Source organism: Christiangramia pacifica (assembly GCF_057221535.1).
In genome coordinates this window covers 2934773-2957298 of sequence record NZ_CM170146.1, presented here as the reverse complement: position 1 = coordinate 2957298, position 22526 = coordinate 2934773, and the positions used below count along the sequence as shown (strand labels likewise).

The following is a 22526-nucleotide window of genomic DNA, read 5'->3' as shown; positions in this document are numbered from 1 at the left end:
TATTTTAAATGAGTAGCGCCTTGAACTATTCAAGGCGCTATTCTTTTCCTTTTGAATTAAAACTAAATTTCAGGTAGAATGATAAGTTGCTGCCTGTTTTCTGCACACAGATATTTCTTGGCTGCCTTATTCAGTTCCTCAAGATTTATAAAATGAGAAATTACCGATTCGTATTTTAAGACTTTATCTTCTGGGTCTTCATTATGTTGCAACGATCTTTTCAGATATTTAGGCCAGAAATTAAGCATCCAGAATGTTTCCAGATTTTGTCCATATTTATTTCGTTCTTGATCTATAGCCGTTTTAAGCCACTCGATAGTAACCCCATTTTCTTTAAGCGAATGAAACTCTTCAAAGGCATATTGAATCATTCTCTGCTCATTACCGACCTCACTGTCAAAGCTAATGTTGAAAGCAAAAATCCCTTTTTTATAATCCATCCATTTTCCAGACGCTCTCGGGGTATAACAATCAATGCGTAGTCTGTCATAGATCATTTGATTTAATTTCTTGACCAGCAAATCCAGTTGTACCTGGGTTTTAACATCTTTAGGAACCTTTACGGGAAATGATATTTCGACAACGGCCTCTTTAAGATTATTGAAGTGAACTATTTCTTCGAATGGTTTATAATTAAAATGATAATTCTCTGCTGTCAAAGAATCTTGATTTGTCAATGTTGGAAACTCAGAAAGATAGTGAGTTATTTTAGGGAGCATATTTTCGGTATTAAAATCTCCTGTGATTATAAAAGTATAACCACTTAGATTTCCGAAACCTTTCTTATATGCTCTTAAATATGTTGAATAATCAATCTCCCGAAGATCATCTTTAGAGAGTTTGGGCAAATTGGAATATTGAAGTTCATTAGAGATGTCTTTTAATAATACATCATTTAAACCATATTTATAACCACTCAGCAACTCTTGTTTATCTGATTTCCAGGATTGGAAAGCTTTAGAATTTTCATTTGGATCTGTAACATATAGATATAAAAGGTTAAAGAAATTTTTGACATCCTCCGCCTTAAATTCCCCTTCAATTTTAAATTCATTTTCGGTGGTTTGTGATCGTAGTCGAATTTGCTGATCAAGCATAAAATCCTGTAACTGAAATTTGGAATAACCACCGGCATCACCGGATAAGACCATGTCTGAAGACGAGGTTGTAGCGATATAATTTTTGACATCTGAAGTCGCTACCGGTATTTTTTTAAATCCTAGAATAGAAACTATATTGTTATAACTGGGAGATGCCGGTGCACTGGGTTTAAATACTAAATTAATGCCGTTATTCAATTTTACCTGGGTCAATCCTATAATATCCTCTCCATAATTATCTTCATTTATTTTCTTTTGATTCACCGATGAGAATCGATTTGGTAACGAATCAATAGCTTTAAAATTAAAAACGGGCTGTGAAGAGAGTTCCTTAGAGTTTTTCATCCATTTGATTATTTGTCCATGACCAGGTACTTGTTTCTCATCCACATTAAAAAATACAAAATCAGTATTTTTATTAAGGTTCCATTGGTTTGTTATATATTCTGAAATTTCCGATACACCTATATCATTCAGTATTACTCTAATGGTTTTTTTCTTTTCATCTAAAGTCCAGGTTTTATTGTTATAAATAAAATGATCCTGGAACCTCAAAGCTTTATCTTTTGAGCTTTTAGTCTCTGTTATTAGGTCATCCAGAAGCTTCGCTTTTTCATTATTTAATAGAGAGGTGCTGCTTTGTGTCTTTATTACTTGGTATGCTTTAAAAAAATTAAGCATTTTCTCCTCTATATCTTCATCCTTTCCTAATGGGATTTCCCATAAGCTTACCTGAAGTTGTCGATTTGCCAGAGTGTTAGAAATAAACTTGTTTGTATACCTTATAAAAGGCGGTTCGTATTGCTTCACAAATGGGCTATGCAACTTTGTTAAAATATTCATACTAAGCCTTTGCAGGATCACATTTTTCAAATCTTCTTTAGATCGGAGAATATCATCATCATGATTGATTTTCTTCTTCAATATTATGATTCTTCTTTTTTTATTAATTGAATCACGAATACTAACATATTGATTTTTATCGGGTAGCTGTAAATCAAATTTCTTATTGATTATTTCGGGATCCTTTGGATTGTTCTTTACTTTTAGATCGCTAAATTTTTTTCGTATTATAGTTTCCAGACTATCTACATTAACATCTCCAACAATTATTGCTGCTTGCAAATCAGTACGATACCAGTCCTGATAGAATTTATTAATCTCATTTAAGTTGACATGCTTCATGCTTTCAACTTTTTTGGGATACTTAATTAAACGAAAATTAGTATTATAGAGTGTCGTATTACTTAAAGTATCAAGTAACCAGCTATCATAGGGAGAGGTAGGTCTTCCTTCCGCTATAACAGCACCACTTTGAAGGGCTAAATGTTCAGGCTTAAATAACATATTAGTTGACCATTCATGTAGAATTTGCATGGCGGCATTCAATCTAACCTGATCTCCTGCTGCGAAGCTTAATGTATAATATGTCTTTTCGTAATCAGTCCTGGCGTGGTTATATATTCCTAAAGAATCTGTAAAGCGTGGCAGATCTGGAAATTTACCAGTATAAAAAGATCCCATATGCTCTAATAAATGAGCGTACTCAATTTGGTTTTGAGATTCTTGAAAATATCCAGCTTTTACCGATAATATCATCTCAATTCTTCCCGGTGGATTTTCATTATGTTGCAGGTAATAAGTAAATCCATTATCTAACTTTCCGTACCTTACGGTAGAGTCTAAAAGTTCTACATTTTCTTGATGTTCCTTACTTGATTCCTGCGAGAATGTGATAGCAACACAGAATAATATAAAAAACATGGCTAGGGTATGTTGTGTCATTTTAATAACCTTCATTTTGTGTTAGATTTGGATTTTTAATTCGTTCAGTCTCTGGAATCGGATATAATAAATCCGTATCTTCCCAATAAGGGTTCTCATCCTCCAGTGCTTCTGATGTACGATCGCTACGCTTTAAGTCTAACCAGCGATGTCCCCATTCAGCAAACAACTCTTTTCTGCGCTGCAGGAATATTTCGTCCAGCAACTCAGCCTGTTCGATAGTAGGATTTAAATCGGCCAGTAAATTCAAACCGGCTCGTTGCCTAATGATATCTAAATCTGAGATAGCGCCGGCAATATTATTCTGCATAGCTCGCGCTTCGGAACGTATTAAATACTGTTCTGCTAATCTTAACACCATGGAATACTCCCTTATAGGATACTCAGTACTATTCCAAATTTTATATTTATAAATAAAATGAGCATTTTTTGATTCGTTATAACCGATCCAGTTGAGTAACCGTAGATCTTCGGTGTCAAATTGCTCTACAAAATCTTCCTGCAAGCGGATTGCTGCAAAGAATGAAAATATTGGATCTATAATGAAAAAGTTTCCTTCATTGGTCTGGGTGGAGATACCATTTCCCCCAATTGGTGAAATCTGCCAAATCGCCTCCTTACTATTTGCTAAAAAAACCTCGTTGAGATCATCCTGCAATTTGTAGGTTCCATTTTCGGCGATTAAATGGCCGCTTAATTCTTCGGCCTTGGACCAGTTTTCAGTATATAAGTAAAAGCGTGCCATCAGGGCCTTTACGGTAAATCTATTAACCTGTGTTCGTTCTCCAGTTACGTAGTCTGAAGACAATTCCTCTTCCGCTTGTTGCAAGTCTAAAAGAATCTGGTCGTAAATCTCATTTTTAGGAGTTCTGAATGCCAACTGGTTTTCGCGATAATCGGTACTTAGAATCAATGGAACATCTCCATATAAGTTAACTAGGTAGAAGTAAGTGAAGGCCCTTACAAATCTGGCTTGTCCATCCATTTGTTTCTTGAAATCCTGATCGAGCCCTTGTGAATTATTTATCCCTTCCAGAAATGAGTTAGTGATATAGATCATATTATAAGCACTGGACCAGATATTTAAATTGTCAGGATTATCAGGATTTACTTCATTTTGTTCAAACTCCATCCTTGAGAGATTGGTAGTGCTAATATTGCTGATATTATCAGCAGACAATCCCGCAAGTGTTGTAACACTGCTCCTGTACCCATTAGAAAAATCCAGCTGGAATAACTCATTGTAAATTCCCGTCATCGCACTTTTTACAGTTGCTTCATTATTAAAAACCTCTTCCCGGATTAATTGGTTTGATGGGGGATCCAGTTCCACCATCTCTTCGCAGGACAGCGTAAAAATGCTTAGAAGGATAATTAGTAGTTGTTTTTTATAATTTAAAGGTTTCATATCATTTGAATTAAAGATTAAACTGTAAGCCAGCTGTAATAGATCGTAGGTTCCCTACAGACAAATCTGAAGTTGCTAATTCTGGATCGAGGCCGGTGTAGGGGGTAATCGTCCACAAATTCTGTCCATGTAGAAATAATTGGACTTTTCTGAGATTCATGCGATCTAGCATCTTAGAGGATAAGTCATAACTTAATGACAGCGTTTTTAACCTCAAAAATGAGGCATCCTGGTATGGAAAGGAGCTTTCCAGAACATTTCGATAAGCCGTCCCTCCCAGAAAAGAGGCAGAATATCTTTGATAACGGTCGTTATCCAAAACAGAGCTTAATACATTTTTATTGATTCCCGCCTGAAAGTTGGTCTGGATTCCTTCCTGCTTAACAAATTGAAATAAAAACTGCAGGTTGAAATTTCTATAATTCAGATTATTACTGATGCCTCCAAAGAATTGCCTATTCAGGTCCTTAATGATCACTCGATCTTCAAAATCAAGTTTACCATCATTATTAATATCTTTTACAGTATATAATCCAGTTTCGGGATCAAGTCCTTCATATTTATATAATAGACCAATATTTAAAGGATATCCTACACGATACGTGTTGGAATAAGAAGATTGTTCTAAGTCTGGGTAACTGATTAGCTCATTTTTTGGAATGGTAATATTTAAATTCGATCTCCAGCTAAAATTCTTTTTATCTAAATTGAGGGTTGCCAATTCGATCTCCAGTCCTTGATTTTCAACGGTCGCCGGGAGATTGGCCTGAACCGAAGTAAAGCCGGTTATATAGGGCAGGGAATACCCCACCAACTGGTTAGAAGACCTATTACGATACCAGCTTAATCCAAGATTTATACGGTCATTTAAGAATCCAAGTTGTAGTGCTGCTTCAAGTTTACGATTCACTTCCCAGGAATAATCGGGATTCGCTAATGAAGTAGGGTATAGACCATTTATACCTCTGGTAGCCTGATATGAATCAAGGTAACCGTAGTCTCCAATTTGATCATTGCCGGTACTACCATAACTTCCACGAAGCTTTGCGAAGGATAGAAAAGAAAGATTGCTTTTTAGAAACTCTTCTTCACTAATTATCCATGCTGCGCCAACCGCTCCAAAATTGGCAAATCGATTATTAGGTCCAAAACGGGAAGATCCATCTCTACGGGCCGTAAAATTCAAGAAATATTTCTTATCCCAGTTCAATCCAATACGGGAAAAGATTGCTGCATATTTATATTCCGTTTCGCTACTTTTAGCATTGAGGATACTTTCTGCGGAACTTAAATTACCTATGAGCGCTTCAGAGGCATAGCCGCTTCCCTGAAAACTACTAAGGGTTGATTTATTTCTTTGTAAAGTTCCCCCTATTAAAAATTCGGTCTGGAATTTATTAAACCCTTTATTATAAGTTAGCTGCGGTTCTATGATCCAGGATCTTCGACCGGTAGTAAGATGAAAAGAATTATTTTCCGGATTGTTTGAAGGATTATAAGATCTTGCCGGCAGCCTCCATAATTCGTCACTTTGATAATCAGTATAGCCGAGACTTGATTTCAACTTTAATCCTGGAAAAATCTCATAGGAAAGTAGGACGTTGGAAGTTAAATTTTTTGTTTGTGTGTTGGTAGTATTATAGAAGCCTTCAAATGGATTCGTAAGACCGGCTTCTCCCCATTCTTCCCAGTTCAGCGCTGTTTCCTCATTGAAAATGGAAGGTGCATTTGGTGGCAATAGAATTATTGAAGGATCCAGATTACCATTACCAACAAGGTTATTTCGATCTATCCCGTAATTCAGTTTCAAATTCAATTGAAACTTATTATCTTTTGATAAATGGTTTAAAGCCATATTACCGGTACCCTTACGGTAATCGTAATCTCCCGGATAAACGGTGCCTTGTGTAAAATAAGTTCCTCCCAGTCTAAAGGAAGTAGATTCATTGCCACCGGAAAACGACAAATTAACATTAGTGACCTCTGAATTTCCACCAAACAAATACTCCTGCCAGTCGGTATAACGTTCCTGGTTCCATAAAACGAGATCATAAGCATTATTTACATCCGGTTCAACTTCGTCATTTTGAAAAGCTTCTCGTCTCACCTGTAAATACTCTTCAGTATTTAATAAATCCATTCTTCCTGGTACTTTAGAAACCCCGGTATAAACCCTTGCTTCAAGTCCTGTCCCGTACTGAAACCCGGATTTCGTAGTTATTAAAACTACACCATTGGAGCCCCTAGAACCATAAATTGCTGTAGCATCTGCATCTTTGAGGACCTCGATACTTTCGATATTAGCCGGATTTAGATTATTTAAAGGATCTATTCCCGATGTGCTTAATAGTGAGTTGCTTGCTACCGGTTCGGAACTGATAGGAACACCGTCTATAATGTAGAGTGGGTAATTACCATCCTTCCTTAAACTGTTGGTTCCTCTAATTCTTATGGTAGATGCCATACCGGGATTAGCCCCACCGGAAATAATTTCCACTCCGGCCATTCTTCCCTGAAGGGCCTGGATAGGGCTAACCACCGGTTGGTTTTCTATTTCCTCTGCGGTTACGCGGGAAATGTTACCGGTACGTTCTCGCTGTGTTGTAGTGTAATAACCTGCATTAATCTCTACTTCGTTAAGCGACGCAATATCTTCTTTGAGTATTACATTAATAATGGAACGTCCATTAATCCCTATTTCTTGGTCTTTATATCCAATAGATGTAACAACAAGGGTGTCCTGTGAATTGGCATTTATACTATAATTCCCTGAAAGGTCTGTGTTTGTGCCGTACTGCTTATTCTTTATCAGAACTGTAACTCCCGGTAGAGACTTTCCATTAGTATTCGTAATGGCACCAGTAATTGGTTGCTGGTAAAATAGGGTAGGGGAGAGGGTAGCCGCTTTGGCTTGACCCATCGCTAACATGACCAATAAGGCCATGGCTAAGAGAAACATGATGATAAGCATGCCCCGCTTGTAAAAATTTTTCATAATTTTACATTAGTTAAATGAAACATTTGTTTTATTAAAGCTTAGGCCTTCCCCACCGGACGTCAATCTTAGGGGAAGGCTTTTTAGCTTTTACCCGTCAAAACGAGTGTTCACTTTTCTTTTTTCCATATGCTAATTTTTTTAGGCTAAAACAATCAAAAAATTTGGCGCAAAAAATCACCGTACTCTAACTTAAAGCCACCTGACCTTAAGCTGAAATTGCCCGTCTGCGTTTTCCTTTTATGGATAACAGACTCCCCACCCAACTGTTATTACCAATAGGGGGTAATAACAACCCACGGGATTGTTTAAGAGGTTTTCCTGTTCCCGCAAACAGAATTAACAAATACACTTAATAAAGTGCCGGCCACTTTGGCCCGGTATGAAAAAAAATCTGGTTACTAAATGCGAGTTCTTTGTGAAGAAACAAAGGCTTTGAGAGGAGAATTAATCGCAAAAAAAATGGGCGCGAAACTCAACTTATCAAGTAGAGGTACTGGTATACCGTGCAACGATAAGAGAGCCCACGCCCGGGTCGTGAGCATCCTTGCTTATCATCTCGTTGCCAAAAATTACCAGTTTTCTACTTGAGACTCTAAGCGAATGCTTCTAATATTTTTACTTTAAGAAGTTCGCAAATATATTAATATGAGGTAAATATAGTAAATTTTTTCTAATTGTGTCAAACTTGACAATTTTTTTCGACTGTATGAATGGATATTGTGCTAGTGAAAGAATGGCGAAAAGCATATCGTAAAAAATTTAGTGAGCATTTAAAAAAACTGATCGATGAAAGTGATCGGGATATTGCTACCATTGCTTCCATTGGAAATATTGAAACTAAGGCTATTTATAGAGTGCTCGCCGATGAAAATGAACCTAAAATAACCACACTCTTACCAATCGCAAAAGGTTTGGATATTCATCCTATGGAGTTTTATAATTTTACTTTTTCACTTCAAGAATTAGAAAATAATTCTTAATTAATTACATCTAAACTTTTCTTTAATCTCTTTGTGGTTTCTCGAAATTTATTCTATTTAAATACTAAGTAGGAGCAACCTACCTTTATCTATAAGATTTTTTAAGGTAAAGACTTATTGCATTGAATCCATTTGAAAAGTCTTTTTCTTTTTTAATTCATTAATGAGAGGAAAGAAGCAATTATTTAAATCGAATATTAAAGTTTCTTTTTCTATGAGTCTAAAATCCCTATAAGCTCTAACGTGAGCGCCTGCATTACATTTTTTAAAATTATTTTCTCCACAATAACAGGTATAAAATAGTCTTAATTTTTTCCCATTGACTCTATCAATCAACAATTGAGTAATCCTTTTCAAATCTTTAATTTTTAGAATATCGAAATATCCTTCAATTATGCCCATTATTCCATGGGAAAATTCTTCTTTGTACTCTTTATGAATTTCGTAATAGCTATTATGGTTTAAATAAGGTACAACGACCTCGCCAATAAAGGATGATAATTTAGGAGGCTTACTTTTTAAATAAATTTGAGCTTTTGCCTGAGTTGTAAAACAAAGAGAATTATCATTATTTACGTGTCTATCAAATTTCCTAGGTATCCTTTCATCTGTTTCAAAGACTTTAGGAAAATGATAAATTTTTTCAGGAAGGTGTAGATCGATATAATATCTGTCATTCCCCTCAACGTTTATATATCCTGTGAATCTCTTCTTTTCTGGAATATAAATTAAACCAGGAAATTTAAACTTTATTTGATCAGTATCAATTTGCATAAGGCTTTGGATTTACAACCGCCCCTACCAAACATTTTTCAATCTTATTACTCTTTTCCTCCTCGTCACGATCTTCACCCAATGGAAAACGATCTCCAAATTGATTATCTCTCAAAATTTCTGAGGCTTTACGGTAATTACATTCTTCTTTAGCTTTTTTACAATCTTCAACTAAGCTTCTCAAATAATTCAGAAAATTATTCTTTCTTTCACTGCTATAATTCTCAAACAAGTTTTCACCTTCTGGAGTAGTTGGTCTAATACATTTGAAATGATCGGGTTTTTCTAATTCTTCTAAAATAGCCTTCATTGTTAATCTGAACGAGTCATCCAAATTATCTTCTTCGACATAGTTTTCTACAATAAGAATTGAAAGTTCAAACCCACTAGGTAATTTTAAACCATCGTTTTCATTTTCCTGATAATCCTTCCAAGCTTTAGCTATTCTTGTATTTCTTTCAATCTGCTTATTTTTCTTGTCGTTATACCATTCGTAAAATGCTTTAGCATCCGCATCAGTCCATCCATCAATTTTGTGAGCCAATTGAATATCTCCATTTTTCTTATAATAAATTGGAAAATCGAAGTGATGTCCATCAGAAAATGTCACTCGAATACAAGCATTTCTTTTTTCAGGTTTCTTAGAGGTATAATTTTCTACAGCTTTATAAACCCATTCTTGCCACTCATTAATCGAGCGCTTATTATCTTCACCTTTCTTTTCAATAAAATAAATACCGTCGTCAGAATCATAAGGAAAAATCTTATTTCCATTTTCAATTCTACTCAGAGGATTAATAGGCGTATTCATTAGTTGCGATCCTTGACCATGAAATTTTGGTTGAAGTTCTTCAGGTTTCTCATCCTTAAACCATTTCCTGATCTGATCCCTTAAACCTTTTCTACTTTTCTTTAAGTCATATATTTTTTTCTCTGTTAACTTGATTTTTTTATCAAACTCGATAAATTCTTTATTTAAAACAGCCATAATTTTGGGGTATTAAGTGGTTAAGATTTTTATTAGTGCATTTCATTGAAATTCTACCTCTGGATTGATGGGGCAAACGAGAAGTATAATATTCTCCGTCAAGAAATTTTCCTTGATCATTTTTTATAAACCTCAGGAGCTCTGTTCCTGTATGCTTATCTAATTTGTTAATTGAATTACCGTTATTATCATAATTATAAATCAAGCGATAATCACGACCATTTTCTGCCTTTTCCACATACATACCTTTATTAGTGGAAATAGATGATTTTTGACCGTCTTGATCATAGGTAGTTGTAGAAATTGTAATTCTTAAAGCATTTTGATCAATAACTTTAATCTGTTTAAGGTGGCCTCTAACCTCAGTACAATTCTCATCCAAATATTGATATTCAATTTCCCCTTCATAAATTCCAGAAAAGTCGTCTACTTTTGTCATATACTTGAAAGGCCAGATGTTCCAAAGTTTAGTGGTAATTAGATAGAAAACTCCTGCAACAGCTCCTAAAGCAGGAATTGAGAAACCCCAATGCATTTTTATTAAGAAAATTGGGATTACTAGGATAGATATTATAAATATAACCGGTGTCGGCTTTAAATATTGAAATGTTGATGAGTCCATAAGTAGGTTTTTAATTTAGTAATCATAATGGGCGATAATGATTTCATAATTTTGAATATTGATTTGGGTAACTATAAAATTACATCAATCATTATTTAATACAGCACTGATAAACAATGTTTTATGAACAGGATTTCAACATTTCTAACTTATGGATAATTTATGGACAAAATGAATAATATTAACGGTTATCTGTAAAAATTATCTTAAAATCAATTATTTTAATAAGTATAAACTTTCAAAAAAATCCATTTTCTGGTACTTTATATTTCAACGATTCACCGCAAATAACGGGTGGTATGCTGAAAATGATTATTTTATAGATCAATTGTAAAAAAACTAAGCCGATTACTTCACGTTCCCTCCGTAACCTGGCAATAGTTTGCCTAGTAAACTATAACTGCAGTTCTGGCAATCATCTGCTCAGTCTAGAATCCTTTAACATTAGAAAGATTTTTACTAAATTGCTCCAGCTACCCTACCCTACCTCGGAAGCATAAATTATTTACTACATACCCGAATCTTAATAATGGCAAAAAAGAAAACTACCAAAGAAAAATCTATTGAAGAAAGCCTGTGGGATGCTGCGAATAAATTACGTGGCTCCATCGAACCTTCAGAATACAAACATGTGGTGCTCGGGCTTATCTTCCTGAAATTTGCCAGTGATAAATTTGAAGTGCGCCGTGAGGAACTTGTTGCCGAAGGCAAAGAAAAGTATCTTGAGATGAAAGACTTCTATAATATGAAGAACGTCTTTTTCTTAGCAGAGACTTCCCGATGGAACTATCTTATTAAAAATGCGAAGCAAGACGATATTGCACTAAAGATTGATACCGCGTTAAACCAGATCGAAAAGAACAACCCATCTCTAAAGGGTGCATTGCCGGACAATTATTTTTCCCGCTTAGGACTGGACAAAAGTAAATTAGCCTCTCTTTTAGACACCATTAATAAAATAGATACTCAAAAAGACATATCCCAGGATATTGTGGGGCGTGTATATGAATACTTTTTGTCCAAATTCGCGTTGGCGGAAGGAAAAGGAAAGGGAGAATTCTATACGCCAAAGAGTATTGTAAACCTTATTGCTGAAATGATAGAACCCTATAAAGGGATAATTTATGACCCGGCCTGTGGTTCAGGTGGAATGTTCGTGCAGTCTATCAAGTTTATCGAAAGCCACCACGGGAGCAAACGGGAAATTTCAATTTACGGACAGGAGTACACCAATACTACTTACAAACTGGCAAAAATGAACCTTGCCATTCGGGGGATATCTGCTAATCTGGGTGAAAAAGCGGCCGATACCTTTAGCAACGATCAGCATAAAGATCTGAAAGCAGATTATATTATGGCTAACCCGCCCTTTAATCAAAAGGACTGGCGTGGGCCGCAGGAATTAATTGATGATCCTCGATGGCAGGGTTATGAAGTCCCTCCAAAAAGCAACGCAAACTACGGCTGGATTCTAAATATGGTTTCCAAACTTTCAGATGATGGGGTTGCCGGGTTTATTCTGGCAAATGGAGCTCTTTCCGGGGGTGGCGAAGAATATAAAATTAGGAGAAAATTGGTGGAAAACAATCTGGTGGAAGCTATAGTGATTTTACCACAAAATATGTTTTATACCACTAACATAAGTGTAACCGTTTGGATCCTGAATAGGAATAAAACCGCACATTCACGTTCTATTGGTGATCAGGAACGCCATTACCGGGATAGGGAGGAGGAGGTTTTGTTTCTGGATTTACGCCAGATTGGGGAACCATTTGAGAAAAAATTCATTCAGTTTAGTCCAAAGCATATTCAGGATATTGCCAAAACCTACCACGATTGGCAACAGGAAAATACAGATTATCAAGATATACCGGAATATTGCTACAGTGCCAACAAAGCAGATATTAAAAAGAAAGACTTCTCCCTGGTGCCCAGCAAATATATCGAATTTGTAAACCGGGATGAAAATATTGATTTTGATTCCAAAATGGCAGGTTTACAAAGCGAACTAACCGATCTATTACAACAAGAAGAACAATCTCAAAAGGAATTGTTGGACGTTTTTAAAGAGCTGGGCTATGCAATCAAACTATAAGCCTATTGGAGATTACATACAAAAATTAAAAGTCCGAAATTCAGAAGATAGATATTCTGAACTTTTAGGTATTAATATAGATAAGTTTTTTATGCCTTCAGTAGCCAATGTAGTAGGCACTAATCTATCAAGATATTTAATTGTAAGACCTGGGCAATTTGCCTGTAACCGAATGCACGTTGGCAGGGATTATAGAATACCAATTGCACTTTCAGAAAATGAAGAACCTTTTATAATATCACCTGCATATGATGTCTTTGAAATAAAGGATACTTCTATATTATTACCTGAATATTTGATGATGTGGTTTAGTCGTGCTGAATTTGATAGAAATGCCTGGTTCTATACGGATGCTGACGTTAGGGGAGGTTTAGCCTGGGATGCCTTTTGCAGTATTGAACTCCCCGTTCCTTCCATAGAAAAACAGCGGGAAATTGTAAGGGAATACAATGTGATAAAAAACCGTACTGAGTTAAATAAGCAACTCAACCAAAAGCTGGAAGAAACTGCGCAGGCTTTGTATAGGCATTGGTTTGTAGATTTTGAATTTCCGAATAAAGAAGGTAAGCCTTATAAATCATCCGGTGGAAAATTGGTTTATAATGATGAATTGGATAAGGAAATTCCTGAGAGGTGGATCGCTAGTAGCATTGATGAAATTTGTGATATTGAAGATGGAGATAGAGGGAAAAATTATCCAAAAAAAGAAGAATTTTCTGATTATGGTTATTGTCTATTTCTAAATGCTGGAAATGTAACAAAATCAGGGTTTGATTTTAGTAATAATAGCTTTGTGACAAAAGAAAAGGATGAATTACTGCGAAAAGGAAAGTTAAAAAGAAAAGATGTTGTGATGACCACTAGAGGTACGGTTGGGAATATTGCTTACTACAATGATAAATTAGATTTTGAAAATGTTAGGATTAATTCGGGAATGGTGATTTTAAGAAATCCAAGGATTTCATTCTTCTTATATACGACAATGAAAAGTGCGCAAATGAAAGATCTTATTATAAATCATTTATCTGGATCTGCTCAGCCACAATTACCGATAACAGATATTAAAAGGATGGAGTTTCCATTGCCTGGAAAACAAAATAATCTAATTAAAAACTTCAATTCAAAAGTCACACCCTTGCAAAATTCAATAGACCTTAAAAATTTGCAAATTAGATATTTAAACCAACTTCAAGAACTTCTACTTTCAAGAATGGCAAGGGTAGAAGAGGAAAAATCAGTAACCAATTAAAATTCAATAAAAATGCAAAGACAAACTGTAAGTTCATCAAATCTAGCATCTATAGGATATGATGCAAGTAATGAAATTTTAGAAGTAGAATTCAATCACGGTGGTGTGTATCATTATTTTGATGTGCCCAAAGATGTGTATCAAGAATTGATGGATGCCTCCTCTCACGGGAAGTATTTTGTTGCAAACATTAAAGATGATTATGAATTTGAAAAACAGTAAACTATATGGAAAGCTATAGAAATTTCGGAGGGGATTCTGGCGTGGATTCTTTTGACATAGGAGACGATTATATCGATGTTAAGTTCACCGGTACTTTCAAGAAATACCGCTATAGCTATAGAAGGGCTGGACGGCATCACGTTGAGCAGATGAAAATGCTTGCTAGAAATGGTTCTGGGCTTAATGCTTATATAAACAAGAATGTCAAGAACGACTATGATAGATAGGATTGATTACATCAAAGACTTCGGTATTTACAAAAATTTCATATGGAGCAATAGCAATGATATTGTTGATTTTAAACAAAAAAATATTATTTACGGTTGGAACTATTCCGGTAAGACTACGTTTTCAAGAATTTTTTCCTCGCTAAGGGATAAGTCATTATTTAAGGATTTTAAAAAGGGTGATTTTAGACTGACTACTACAGATAATGATTCTTTTTCAAAATCTAACATACATAATTTTCCAATAAATGTTTTAGTGTTTAATTCAGACTATGTTCGAGAGAATTTGCGTTGGGAGTTAGATGATGAAATCAATGCTATTTATTTTGAGGTAGGCGAAGATGCAAAAAGAACAGAGAGAATTGAGGAGCTTAAAGGTAAAATACTTGCTATTGAAGGTGATAATAGTGTAAAGGGCACAAAAGAACAATACGTAGAACAAGTTGGGCTTTTTGAAGCATTTGAACAATCTCATTTTACAAATGAGTCAAGAAGAATAAAAAATGATGTTTTTTCAAGTCTCATAGAATTTAACAAAGGAAATTTTAAAAAACAGATCCCATACGTTATTCAGGACTTAAATGGTTTTATACTAAACAGAACAGAAGTAGCGAAGATAAGTAAGGTTGTGAAAATTGAGGAGCCTAAACCAGAGGTGGATTTAGTAGTGTATGATTTAGCTCTCAATAATATTATTGAAAGTGTAAATGATATTCTTATAAAACAACCGGAAAAATCTGATATTATTCCTATTCTAGAGGGAAATCCTGATATTTTTGATTGGGTAAAGGAAGGTTTAGATTTGAATAAAACAGGAGAAAATTGTCATTTTTGTGATAATATCATTACCCGTGATAGAATGCTTCTGCTTAATAAATTTTATGAAAATGAAGGCTCTAAACTTAAAGAGAAAAGTGAAAAATTATTCCAAATTATTGAGGAAGAAAAAGAAAAAATTAAAGAGTTAAATTTTCCGAATAGCCTTCAGGAATTGAATGAAGGTTTTCAAGACCAATACCTTAAAAATAAAAAAAAAATTGATAAAAAGTTAAATAGTTATATATCTAAGTTAAAAGTAGTTCATAAAAAACTTCAATCTAAGATAAATAAACATCTTTATGTAGAAATGGATCCAGTTTCAAAAAAGGATTTTACCACTTTAGAATCTGAATTAGATTCACTTAATAAACTTATATCGCAAAACAATTCGTTTTCCTCAGATTTTGATTCTTTAATTAAGTCAGAGAGAAATAAATACATAAATCACCTTGTAGCAAAATATTTGAAAGAAAACAAATATCAAACTAAACAAAAGAAATATGAAAAAGCAATTGTCCAGATCGAAAAATTAGATGATAAAATCGCTACTTTTCAAAAGGAAATTGACAGACTGGAGGCCATGAAAAATAGTGGGGAAGAAGGCTGTCAGCAATTTAATTATTTCATACAAAGTTTTCTAGGAAAAGAGGACATAGAAATCACATTCGATAAGGTTAAAAAGAAATTTTCTCTTCTCCGAGGTAAAGAAGTAGCAAGAAACTTAAGTGAGGGGGAAAAAATGGCTATTTCCTTTTCACACTTTCTGGTTACCCTTAAAAGTATAGATGATAAAAATGCACTTGGAGACTATATTTTATTTATAGATGATCCTATGTCTAGTTTGGACGGAAATCATATTTTTCAAATCAATGCCTTATTAAAGGATTTTCTCTATGAAAAAGTTATTAATCCACAGAATCCTAATGGCGAAATGTGGCATCAAAAGTGTCTTCAACTTTTTATATCCACTCATAATTTTGAATTTTTCAATTTATTAAAAGAAATGCCCACTATTAGAGGTTTTAGTTATGAAAAAAAGAATAAAAAAGAATCGAGATATTTTATAACAAGAAGAGTCAATGAATCTTCAATTGAAAAACTTCCTTCCGTTTATGATTCTTATAAATCTGAATATCATTATTTATTCAAAACAATAAATGAATTTAATAAAAATCCAAGTCCAGAAGATTCTGATATGCTTTTGCTGATGCCTAATATTTTGAGGAGATTCCTTGAAATTTATACATTGGCAAAATATCCTAGCACCGATGAGGTTGATGACAGGGCTACCGAGATTTTTGGGCCTATTTCGTCTAAAAGAATTTGCAAACCATTCCATTATTTCAGTCACTTCAACAACATTGACAGAATTGGCAAACAGAGCGAATTTCTCGCAGATATAAAAATTGCTTGTAAAGAATTAATAACTAAAATTAGAAAGGACAAACAGCATTATAAAGCTCTTCAATCTGTTATATAATAAACAATGGCAACAATAAAAATAAATCAAAAGCTTAAAAGAGTTGAAATTCAAAAATTTGAAATTGAAAACAATATTGTTTTCAACTACTTCGATAACCTTCCTGCAAGTGATAGGGATGAAAAATTAGTTAGGGCTATTTACATAGGTGTACTTGCTTTGATGGAAGATCGTATTTCTACATTTTTATCAAAAACATCCAATGAATTAGGAACGGAACTGGAAAGCCTTAAGATGATTTTTGAAATGAAAAAAGAGCTTTTTTATAAATCAACTATTAAAGGAACGCTTGCAGAAGATGAGATCGCAGAATTCTTAAATGAATACTTTCAAAGTAAGCGGATGAAGGATATAGCTTTACTTACAGGAAATTCAGCCGGGGACTTGCCAAGAAATAAGACAGGAGATATTATTTGCAAAATAAATGGAGAGGAAGATTTAAAAATTGCCATTGAGTGCAAATTTGACAAAAGTGTAAAATTAGGCCCCATTGCCGAAAAAGATATTTTTATTAGGAAAACCGATACTGCATGGAGCCAGCTCATTGAAGCGGATGCCAATAGAAATTCATCAATCAGTTTAATCGTTTTTGATATCTCCCTTGTAGATAATTCCATTCTTAAATTCTGTGAAAATGTGGGCTATATTCCTGATATAGGATTTATAGCGATTATAGATTCCCAAAAAGGAGATTATCATAATTTGATAATTGCTTATATGCTTGCAAGGGATATTGCCCTGAATGCTAAGAGAACAGAGCTGGATGAAAATATTTTGGGAGTCCTTGTTTCTCGAATTATAAAAGATATCAATGAAATCAGGACAATTAAAAATTTGGTAGAAAAGAATATCGATACAAACAAAGAAATATTAAAGCAGATTGAAAAATCAATGTTATTAATGGAGTTTAATCAGAAATACCTGACCCAATTCTTAGAAACAGGTACATTAACGAAAAAGGATCTGCTCGATTTTTATATGGGGGAAGATGTGAAAGATCAATATAAACTCATCGAAAAAGATATTTTAAATCTTTAATATCTAAGAAATGCCCGAAACCAACCGTATAGAATATAAGCGTGAACTTTCCGAAGGCCTGGAAAAAGAAGTGGTGGCTTTTTTAAACTATCGGGAAGGCGGCATTATCTATATAGGCATCGATAAAGAAGGCAAAACAGTTGGCGTTCAGGATGCCGATAGAGATCAATTAAAAATAAAAGACCGGTTAAAGAATAATATTCGCCCCTCCGCACTTGGACTTTTTGATATTGTAAGTGAAGAAAGGGATGGGAAAGAAATTTTAAAGATTATTGTGGCGAGCGGTTCTGAGAAACCCTACCATCTCAAGAAATACGGGATGAGTGAGAAAGGCAGTTTTATACGTCTGGGTTCTGCAGCAGAGCCCATGTCCCAAAAACTTATTGAAGAACTTTTTGCCTCTCGTACCCGAAATTCCATTGGAAAAATAAAAGCGCACCGTCAGGATTTAAACTTTGAGCAGCTTCATATTTATTACCAGGAAAAACAAAAACCCCTTAATAAACAGTTCAGAAAGAATTTAGAGCTTACAACCACCGATGGTGATTTGAATTACGCCGCTTATTTGCTGGCCGATGAAAATAACCTTTCCGTAAAGGTCGCAAAATATAAGGGTGACACGCGAGTAGATTTAATGGAAAGTAACGAATACGGTTATTGTTCCCTTGTGAAAGCTACTAAGAGTGTACTGGATAAAATAAGCCTGGAAAACCGCACCATCACACAAATAACTCAGAAAGAACGAAAGGAACATCGTCTATGGAATGCCATTGCACTTAGGGAAGCAATTATAAATGCCTTTGTCCATAATGACTATACCCGCGAAATAGCACCAAAATTTGAGATCTTTAATGATCGTATCGAAATAACTTCCGCAGGTTCTTTACCTGATGGCTTAAGTAAAAATGAGTTTTTTGAAGGCTTTTCAATTCCCCGGAACAAGGAGCTGATGCGTATTTATAAAGATCTGGACCTGGTAGAGCAATTAGGTTCGGGAATTCCCAGAATACTGGAATCGTACAGCAAAGAATGTTTCCGTTTTTCTGATAATTTCCTCAGGATGATATTTCCTGCCGGAGATGAAGTTTATAGGGAGACCCCGCAAGTCACCCCCCAAGTTACCCCGCAAGTCACCCCCCAAGTACGGGATCTTCTTAATGTTTTTAAGGGCGAAGAAAGTAGAACCGAATTGCAAAAATCATTAGGTCTTGTGGACAGAAAAAATTTTAGAATCAATTACTTAAACCCCGCTTTAGAAGAGGGTTTAGTAGAGTTAACAATACCAGACAAACCCAAAAGCAGTAAACAGAAGTATAGGTTAACTGAGAAGGGAAGAAAAGCCAGACAGGAATGAAATTTACCGAAGCACAACTGGAAAGTGTTTTTGCCAACCAGCTGGAACAGGAAGGTTATAAGCACCAAATAGGAGGCACTATCTCACGAAAGGAAGATGAAGTGCTCATTGAAAGTGATCTTCGGGAATTTCTATTGACAAGGTACCGGAAAAACGGGATTACTAAAAATGAAATAGATTCCATTATCCTTAGACTTAAAACTCTTCCGGCATCAGACCTCTATGAAAGCAACAAGGAGTTTATGCAAATGCTTTCTGATGGTTTTTCGCTAAAGCGGGAAGACCGTTCCCAAAAAGATATTTGGATCTATTTAATTGATTATTCAGAAGACAACCAAAATACTTATAAGTTCGTTAATCAGCTGGAAATTACCGGAACCCAAAAACGTATTCCTGACGGGATTCTTTATATTAATGGAATTCCGGTAATTGTTTTCGAATTCAAAACGGCGATTCAGGAAAATACCACCATTTATGACGCCTATATTCAATTAACAGTGCGTTACCAAAGGGACATACCTGAACTTTTTAAGTACAATGCATTTTGTGTAATTAGTGATGGTGTAAATACCAAAGCAGGTTCATTTTTTGCGCCTTATGAATTCTTTTATGCCTGGCGCAGGATCGCAGGATTGGCACAAGAGGTTGACGGTATTGATAGTATGTTCACCCTTATCCAGGGAATGTTGCATCAATACAGGCTGCGGGACATCATTAAAAACTTCATTTATTTACCGGATAGCTCCAAAAAGGATGAAAAGATCGTGTGCCGCTATCCCCAGTATTATGCGGCAAGGGCTCTATTTGGAAATATTCAGAAAGTCCAAAAACCTAACGGTAACGGAAAAGGAGGCACCTATTTTGGAGCAACCGGTTCCGGTAAAAGTTTTACCATGCTTTTCCTAACCCGGCTTTTAATGAAAAGTGATCATTTTGAAAGTCCTACTATTATTTTGATTACAGATCGAACCGATTTGGATGATCAGCTTGCAGGGCAATTTACCAATGCCAAAGCCTTTATTGGGGATGATGCTATCGTAAGTGCAGAAAGCCGTGCAGACTTACGCAAACGGATTAGAGGAAGGGAAAGTGGTGGCGTGTTCCTTACCACTATACATAAGTTTACAGAAGATACCGAGTTACTTACGAATAGAAGCAATGTTATTTGTATATCTGATGAGGCTCACCGGAGCCAGACCAATCTTGACCAGAAAATAAAAATCACAGAAAAAGGGGTAAAGAAAACTTTTGGCTTTGCTAAGTACCTTCACGATTCTTTGCCTAATGCTACTTTTGTAGGTTTTACCGGGACGCCAATCGATGCTACTTTAGATGTATTTGGGAAGGTAGTAGATGAATATACAATGACAGAATCTGTAATAGATGAAATTACAGTACGTATTGTATATGAAGGAAGGGCAGCGAAAGTGGCCCTTGAAAACAGAGAATTAAAGAAAATTGAGGAATATTACCGGGTAGCTGAGGAAGAAGGTGCGAATGAGTACCAGGTAGAAGAGAGTAAAAAGCAGTCGGCTAACATTAATGCCATTTTGAGTGATCCGGATCGTTTACAGGCCATAGCAGATGATTTTGTCAATCATTATGAAAAAAGGCTGGAGGAAGGTGCTACCGTAAAAGGAAAAGCAATTTTCGTTTGTAGCAATCGTGAAATAGCTTACGAGCTTTATAAGAACATCATCGAATTAAGACCGGAATGGGCAAAGATTAGAAAGGCAGAAGAAGGTGCCGATTTAACTGAAAAAGACAGGAAGCAACTCAAGCCTATTGAGAGGATAAAGATGATCATGACAAGGGGAAAAGACGATCCTAAAGAAATGTATGATCTTTTAGGAACCAAAGAGTACCGGAAAGAGCTGGACCGTCAATTTAAAAATGAGAAATCGAATTTTAAAATTGCCATTGTCGTAGATATGTGGCTTACAGGTTTTGATGTGCCGTTTCTGGATAGTATCTATATCGATAAACCCATCCAGCAGCATAACCTTATCCAGACGATTTCCCGGGTAAACCGGAAGTTCCAGGGCAAGAACAAAGGACTGGTAGTAGATTATATTGGTATTAAGAAACAAATGAACTTAGCTCTTGCCAAATACAATAAGGGTGAGCGTCAGAATTTCGAAGATATTGAAAAGTCCCTGAAGATAGTTAGGGACCACCTGGATTTACTGGCCAGGATTTTTCACAAATTCGATAGTACCGATTATTTCCATGGAGATCCTTTAAGCCAGCTAAACAGTCTTAACCAGGCCGTTGAATATGTACAGCAAACTAAGGAGCTGGAAACACGCTTTATGGATTTAGTGAAACGCCTGAAAGCGGCCTATGATATTTGTGCGGGGAGTGAAAAGTTAACACAGGAAGAACGGGATTATACTCATTTTTACTTAGCTGTAAAGTCTATAGTCTTTAAGCTCACCAGGGGAAATGCACCGGATACCGCCCAGATGAACGCCAAAGTAAGAGAGATGATCAAAAATGCATTGGCAAGTGAAGGCGTGGAGGAGATCTTTAAAATGGGCGATCAGACCAACAGTCAGCAGGATATATTTGATGAGGATTATTTGGCGAAAATCGATAAGATCAAATTGCCCAATACTAAAATCAAACTTTTACAGCAATTACTGGCCAGGGCGATTGGAGAGATTAAAAAAGTGAACAAGGTAAAAGGAGTAGATTTTTCTAAAAAGATGGAAGGCCTCGTCTCCCGATACAATGAGAGAAAAGGAGATGTATTACGCGGAGAGGTCTACGAAGAGATGGCAGAGCAGCTCACAGACCTAATCTGGCAGGTACAACAGGAGTTTTCGGCCGGGGAAAAGTTAGGAATTGATTTTGAAGAAAAAGCTTTCTATGATATTTTAAGAGAGCTTTGTGTAAAGTATGATTTTCAATATCCCGAACATAAGCTCATTGAGCTTTCAAAAGCTATAAAAGATTTAGTGGATGAACAGGCGAAATTCCCGGACTGGAGCAAAAGAAACGACATTAAATCTGCCCTAAAAGTGGGGTTAATTTTATTACTCGATGAACACGGTTATCCGCCGGTGGAACGAGATGAAGTTTATGAAGAAATATTTGAACAAGCGGAGAATTTTAAGAAAAATAGAGCGGTGTAAATGAGTTACTATGCTATATAGCATTCCTTTAAATGATGACTCCTTTTAGACAATTATCCTAATAGCCTAAAAATAATAGCTCCAATTACTTATAATTCAGCTTTCTTTAGAAAGTTTTTTTAGTCTTTTTTAAAAGTTATAAGTTAGTATCATAAGTTATGTTTTTACCTGAAATTTAATTTTCCAGATGGTTATTTATTCGCTATTTAAAAAATCGACTTTTACTCTGTGTGATTAGGACTTTTTATGG

At 35.3% G+C, this 22526-nt stretch carries 15 protein-coding genes; 9 read left to right on the top strand and 6 right to left on the bottom strand.

Annotated features, from left to right (window positions below):
• Positions 1–62 precede the first annotated feature (62 nt).
• From AC2S94_RS13550 to AC2S94_RS13540, 3 genes are read right to left on the bottom strand one after another with little or no spacing between them, the layout of a single operon-like run.
• Positions 63–2900: a M16 family metallopeptidase gene (locus tag AC2S94_RS13550; RefSeq protein ID WP_484629104.1), complete on the bottom strand. Its 2838-nt coding sequence runs from the start codon at positions 2898–2900 to the stop codon at positions 63–65.
• On the bottom strand, positions 2887–4293 hold the full coding sequence (locus AC2S94_RS13545; protein WP_484629103.1) for a RagB/SusD family nutrient uptake outer membrane protein: 1407 nt from the start codon (positions 4291–4293) through the stop codon (positions 2887–2889). Before AC2S94_RS13545 ends, AC2S94_RS13550 begins: the two co-directional genes overlap by 14 nt.
• A 10-nt stretch (positions 4294–4303) precedes the next feature.
• A complete protein-coding gene (locus AC2S94_RS13540; RefSeq protein ID WP_484629102.1) occupies positions 4304–7288 on the bottom strand; it encodes a SusC/RagA family TonB-linked outer membrane protein in 2985 nt (994 codons plus the stop codon).
• Between the two features lie 713 nt (positions 7289–8001).
• Here AC2S94_RS13540 and AC2S94_RS13535 point away from each other — a divergent pair.
• The gene (locus tag AC2S94_RS13535; protein WP_156282080.1) at positions 8002–8271 is read left to right on the top strand and encodes a hypothetical protein; all 270 of its coding nucleotides are present in this window, start codon (positions 8002–8004) and stop codon (positions 8269–8271) included.
• 114 nt (positions 8272–8385) lie between these two features.
• Here AC2S94_RS13535 and AC2S94_RS13530 read toward each other — a convergent pair whose 3' ends face one another.
• Genes AC2S94_RS13530 through AC2S94_RS13520 form a run of 3 tightly spaced genes read right to left on the bottom strand, consistent with a single transcriptional unit; the run spans position 8386 to position 10655 of the window.
• Positions 8386–9045 (bottom strand): hypothetical protein, encoded by a 660-nt coding sequence (locus AC2S94_RS13530; protein WP_484629101.1) that lies wholly within the window; start codon positions 9043–9045, stop codon positions 8386–8388.
• Positions 9035–10033 carry a CBASS cGAMP synthase gene (locus AC2S94_RS13525; protein ID WP_484629100.1) on the bottom strand — a complete coding sequence of 333 codons (999 nt, stop codon included), beginning with the start codon at positions 10031–10033 and terminating at the stop codon, positions 9035–9037. Before AC2S94_RS13525 ends, AC2S94_RS13530 begins: the two co-directional genes overlap by 11 nt.
• Positions 10017–10655, bottom strand: a complete 639-nt coding sequence (locus AC2S94_RS13520; RefSeq protein ID WP_484629099.1) for a Cap15 family cyclic dinucleotide receptor domain-containing protein — start codon at positions 10653–10655, stop codon at positions 10017–10019. The genes AC2S94_RS13525 and AC2S94_RS13520 overlap by 17 nt, the downstream gene beginning before the upstream one ends.
• Before the next feature lie 529 nt (positions 10656–11184).
• Between AC2S94_RS13520 and AC2S94_RS13515 the strand changes: the two genes are divergently transcribed.
• Genes AC2S94_RS13515 through AC2S94_RS13480 form a run of 8 tightly spaced genes read left to right on the top strand, consistent with a single transcriptional unit; the run spans position 11185 to position 22276 of the window.
• Positions 11185–12750: a type I restriction-modification system subunit M gene (locus AC2S94_RS13515; protein ID WP_484629098.1), complete on the top strand. Its 1566-nt coding sequence runs from the start codon at positions 11185–11187 to the stop codon at positions 12748–12750.
• Entirely contained in the window at positions 12734–13999 is a 1266-nt protein-coding gene (locus AC2S94_RS13510; protein ID WP_484629097.1) for a restriction endonuclease subunit S, read from the top strand. Before AC2S94_RS13515 ends, AC2S94_RS13510 begins: the two co-directional genes overlap by 17 nt.
• A gap of 12 nt (positions 14000–14011) precedes the next feature.
• Entirely contained in the window at positions 14012–14221 is a 210-nt protein-coding gene (locus AC2S94_RS13505; RefSeq protein ID WP_484629096.1) for a KTSC domain-containing protein, read from the top strand.
• A gap of 5 nt (positions 14222–14226) precedes the next feature.
• Positions 14227–14448: a hypothetical protein gene (locus tag AC2S94_RS13500; protein ID WP_484629095.1), complete on the top strand. Its 222-nt coding sequence runs from the start codon at positions 14227–14229 to the stop codon at positions 14446–14448.
• Positions 14438–16747, top strand: a complete 2310-nt coding sequence (locus tag AC2S94_RS13495) for an AAA family ATPase (RefSeq protein WP_484629094.1) — start codon at positions 14438–14440, stop codon at positions 16745–16747. The genes AC2S94_RS13500 and AC2S94_RS13495 overlap by 11 nt, the downstream gene beginning before the upstream one ends.
• Before the next feature lie 6 nt (positions 16748–16753).
• Entirely contained in the window at positions 16754–17785 is a 1032-nt protein-coding gene (locus tag AC2S94_RS13490; protein ID WP_484629093.1) for a hypothetical protein, read from the top strand.
• A gap of 10 nt (positions 17786–17795) precedes the next feature.
• Positions 17796–19139, top strand: coding sequence for a Fic family protein (locus AC2S94_RS13485; RefSeq protein WP_484629092.1), 1344 nt, complete (start codon positions 17796–17798; stop codon positions 19137–19139).
• Entirely contained in the window at positions 19136–22276 is a 3141-nt protein-coding gene (locus AC2S94_RS13480) for a type I restriction endonuclease subunit R (RefSeq protein WP_484629091.1), read from the top strand. The genes AC2S94_RS13485 and AC2S94_RS13480 overlap by 4 nt, the downstream gene beginning before the upstream one ends.
• Positions 22277–22526 lie beyond the last annotated feature (250 nt).

What these genes read in the sequence shown, in the direction of transcription:
- AC2S94_RS13550 (WP_484629104.1), bottom strand. Translation starts at nt 2,900, where the DNA reads ATGAAGGTTATTAAAATGACACAACATACCCTAGCCATGTTTTTTATA.
- AC2S94_RS13545 (WP_484629103.1), bottom strand. Translation starts at nt 4,293, where the DNA reads ATGAAACCTTTAAATTATAAAAAACAACTACTAATTATCCTTCTAAGC.
- AC2S94_RS13540 (WP_484629102.1), bottom strand. Translation starts at nt 7,288, where the DNA reads ATGAAAAATTTTTACAAGCGGGGCATGCTTATCATCATGTTTCTCTTA.
- AC2S94_RS13535 (WP_156282080.1), top strand. Translation starts at nt 8,002, where the DNA reads ATGGATATTGTGCTAGTGAAAGAATGGCGAAAAGCATATCGTAAAAAA.
- AC2S94_RS13530 (WP_484629101.1), bottom strand. Translation starts at nt 9,045, where the DNA reads ATGCAAATTGATACTGATCAAATAAAGTTTAAATTTCCTGGTTTAATT.
- AC2S94_RS13525 (WP_484629100.1), bottom strand. Translation starts at nt 10,033, where the DNA reads ATGGCTGTTTTAAATAAAGAATTTATCGAGTTTGATAAAAAAATCAAG.
- AC2S94_RS13520 (WP_484629099.1), bottom strand. Translation starts at nt 10,655, where the DNA reads ATGGACTCATCAACATTTCAATATTTAAAGCCGACACCGGTTATATTT.
- AC2S94_RS13515 (WP_484629098.1), top strand. Translation starts at nt 11,185, where the DNA reads ATGGCAAAAAAGAAAACTACCAAAGAAAAATCTATTGAAGAAAGCCTG.
- AC2S94_RS13510 (WP_484629097.1), top strand. Translation starts at nt 12,734, where the DNA reads ATGCAATCAAACTATAAGCCTATTGGAGATTACATACAAAAATTAAAA.
- AC2S94_RS13505 (WP_484629096.1), top strand. Translation starts at nt 14,012, where the DNA reads ATGCAAAGACAAACTGTAAGTTCATCAAATCTAGCATCTATAGGATAT.
- AC2S94_RS13500 (WP_484629095.1), top strand. Translation starts at nt 14,227, where the DNA reads ATGGAAAGCTATAGAAATTTCGGAGGGGATTCTGGCGTGGATTCTTTT.
- AC2S94_RS13495 (WP_484629094.1), top strand. Translation starts at nt 14,438, where the DNA reads ATGATAGATAGGATTGATTACATCAAAGACTTCGGTATTTACAAAAAT.
- AC2S94_RS13490 (WP_484629093.1), top strand. Translation starts at nt 16,754, where the DNA reads ATGGCAACAATAAAAATAAATCAAAAGCTTAAAAGAGTTGAAATTCAA.
- AC2S94_RS13485 (WP_484629092.1), top strand. Translation starts at nt 17,796, where the DNA reads ATGCCCGAAACCAACCGTATAGAATATAAGCGTGAACTTTCCGAAGGC.
- AC2S94_RS13480 (WP_484629091.1), top strand. Translation starts at nt 19,136, where the DNA reads ATGAAATTTACCGAAGCACAACTGGAAAGTGTTTTTGCCAACCAGCTG.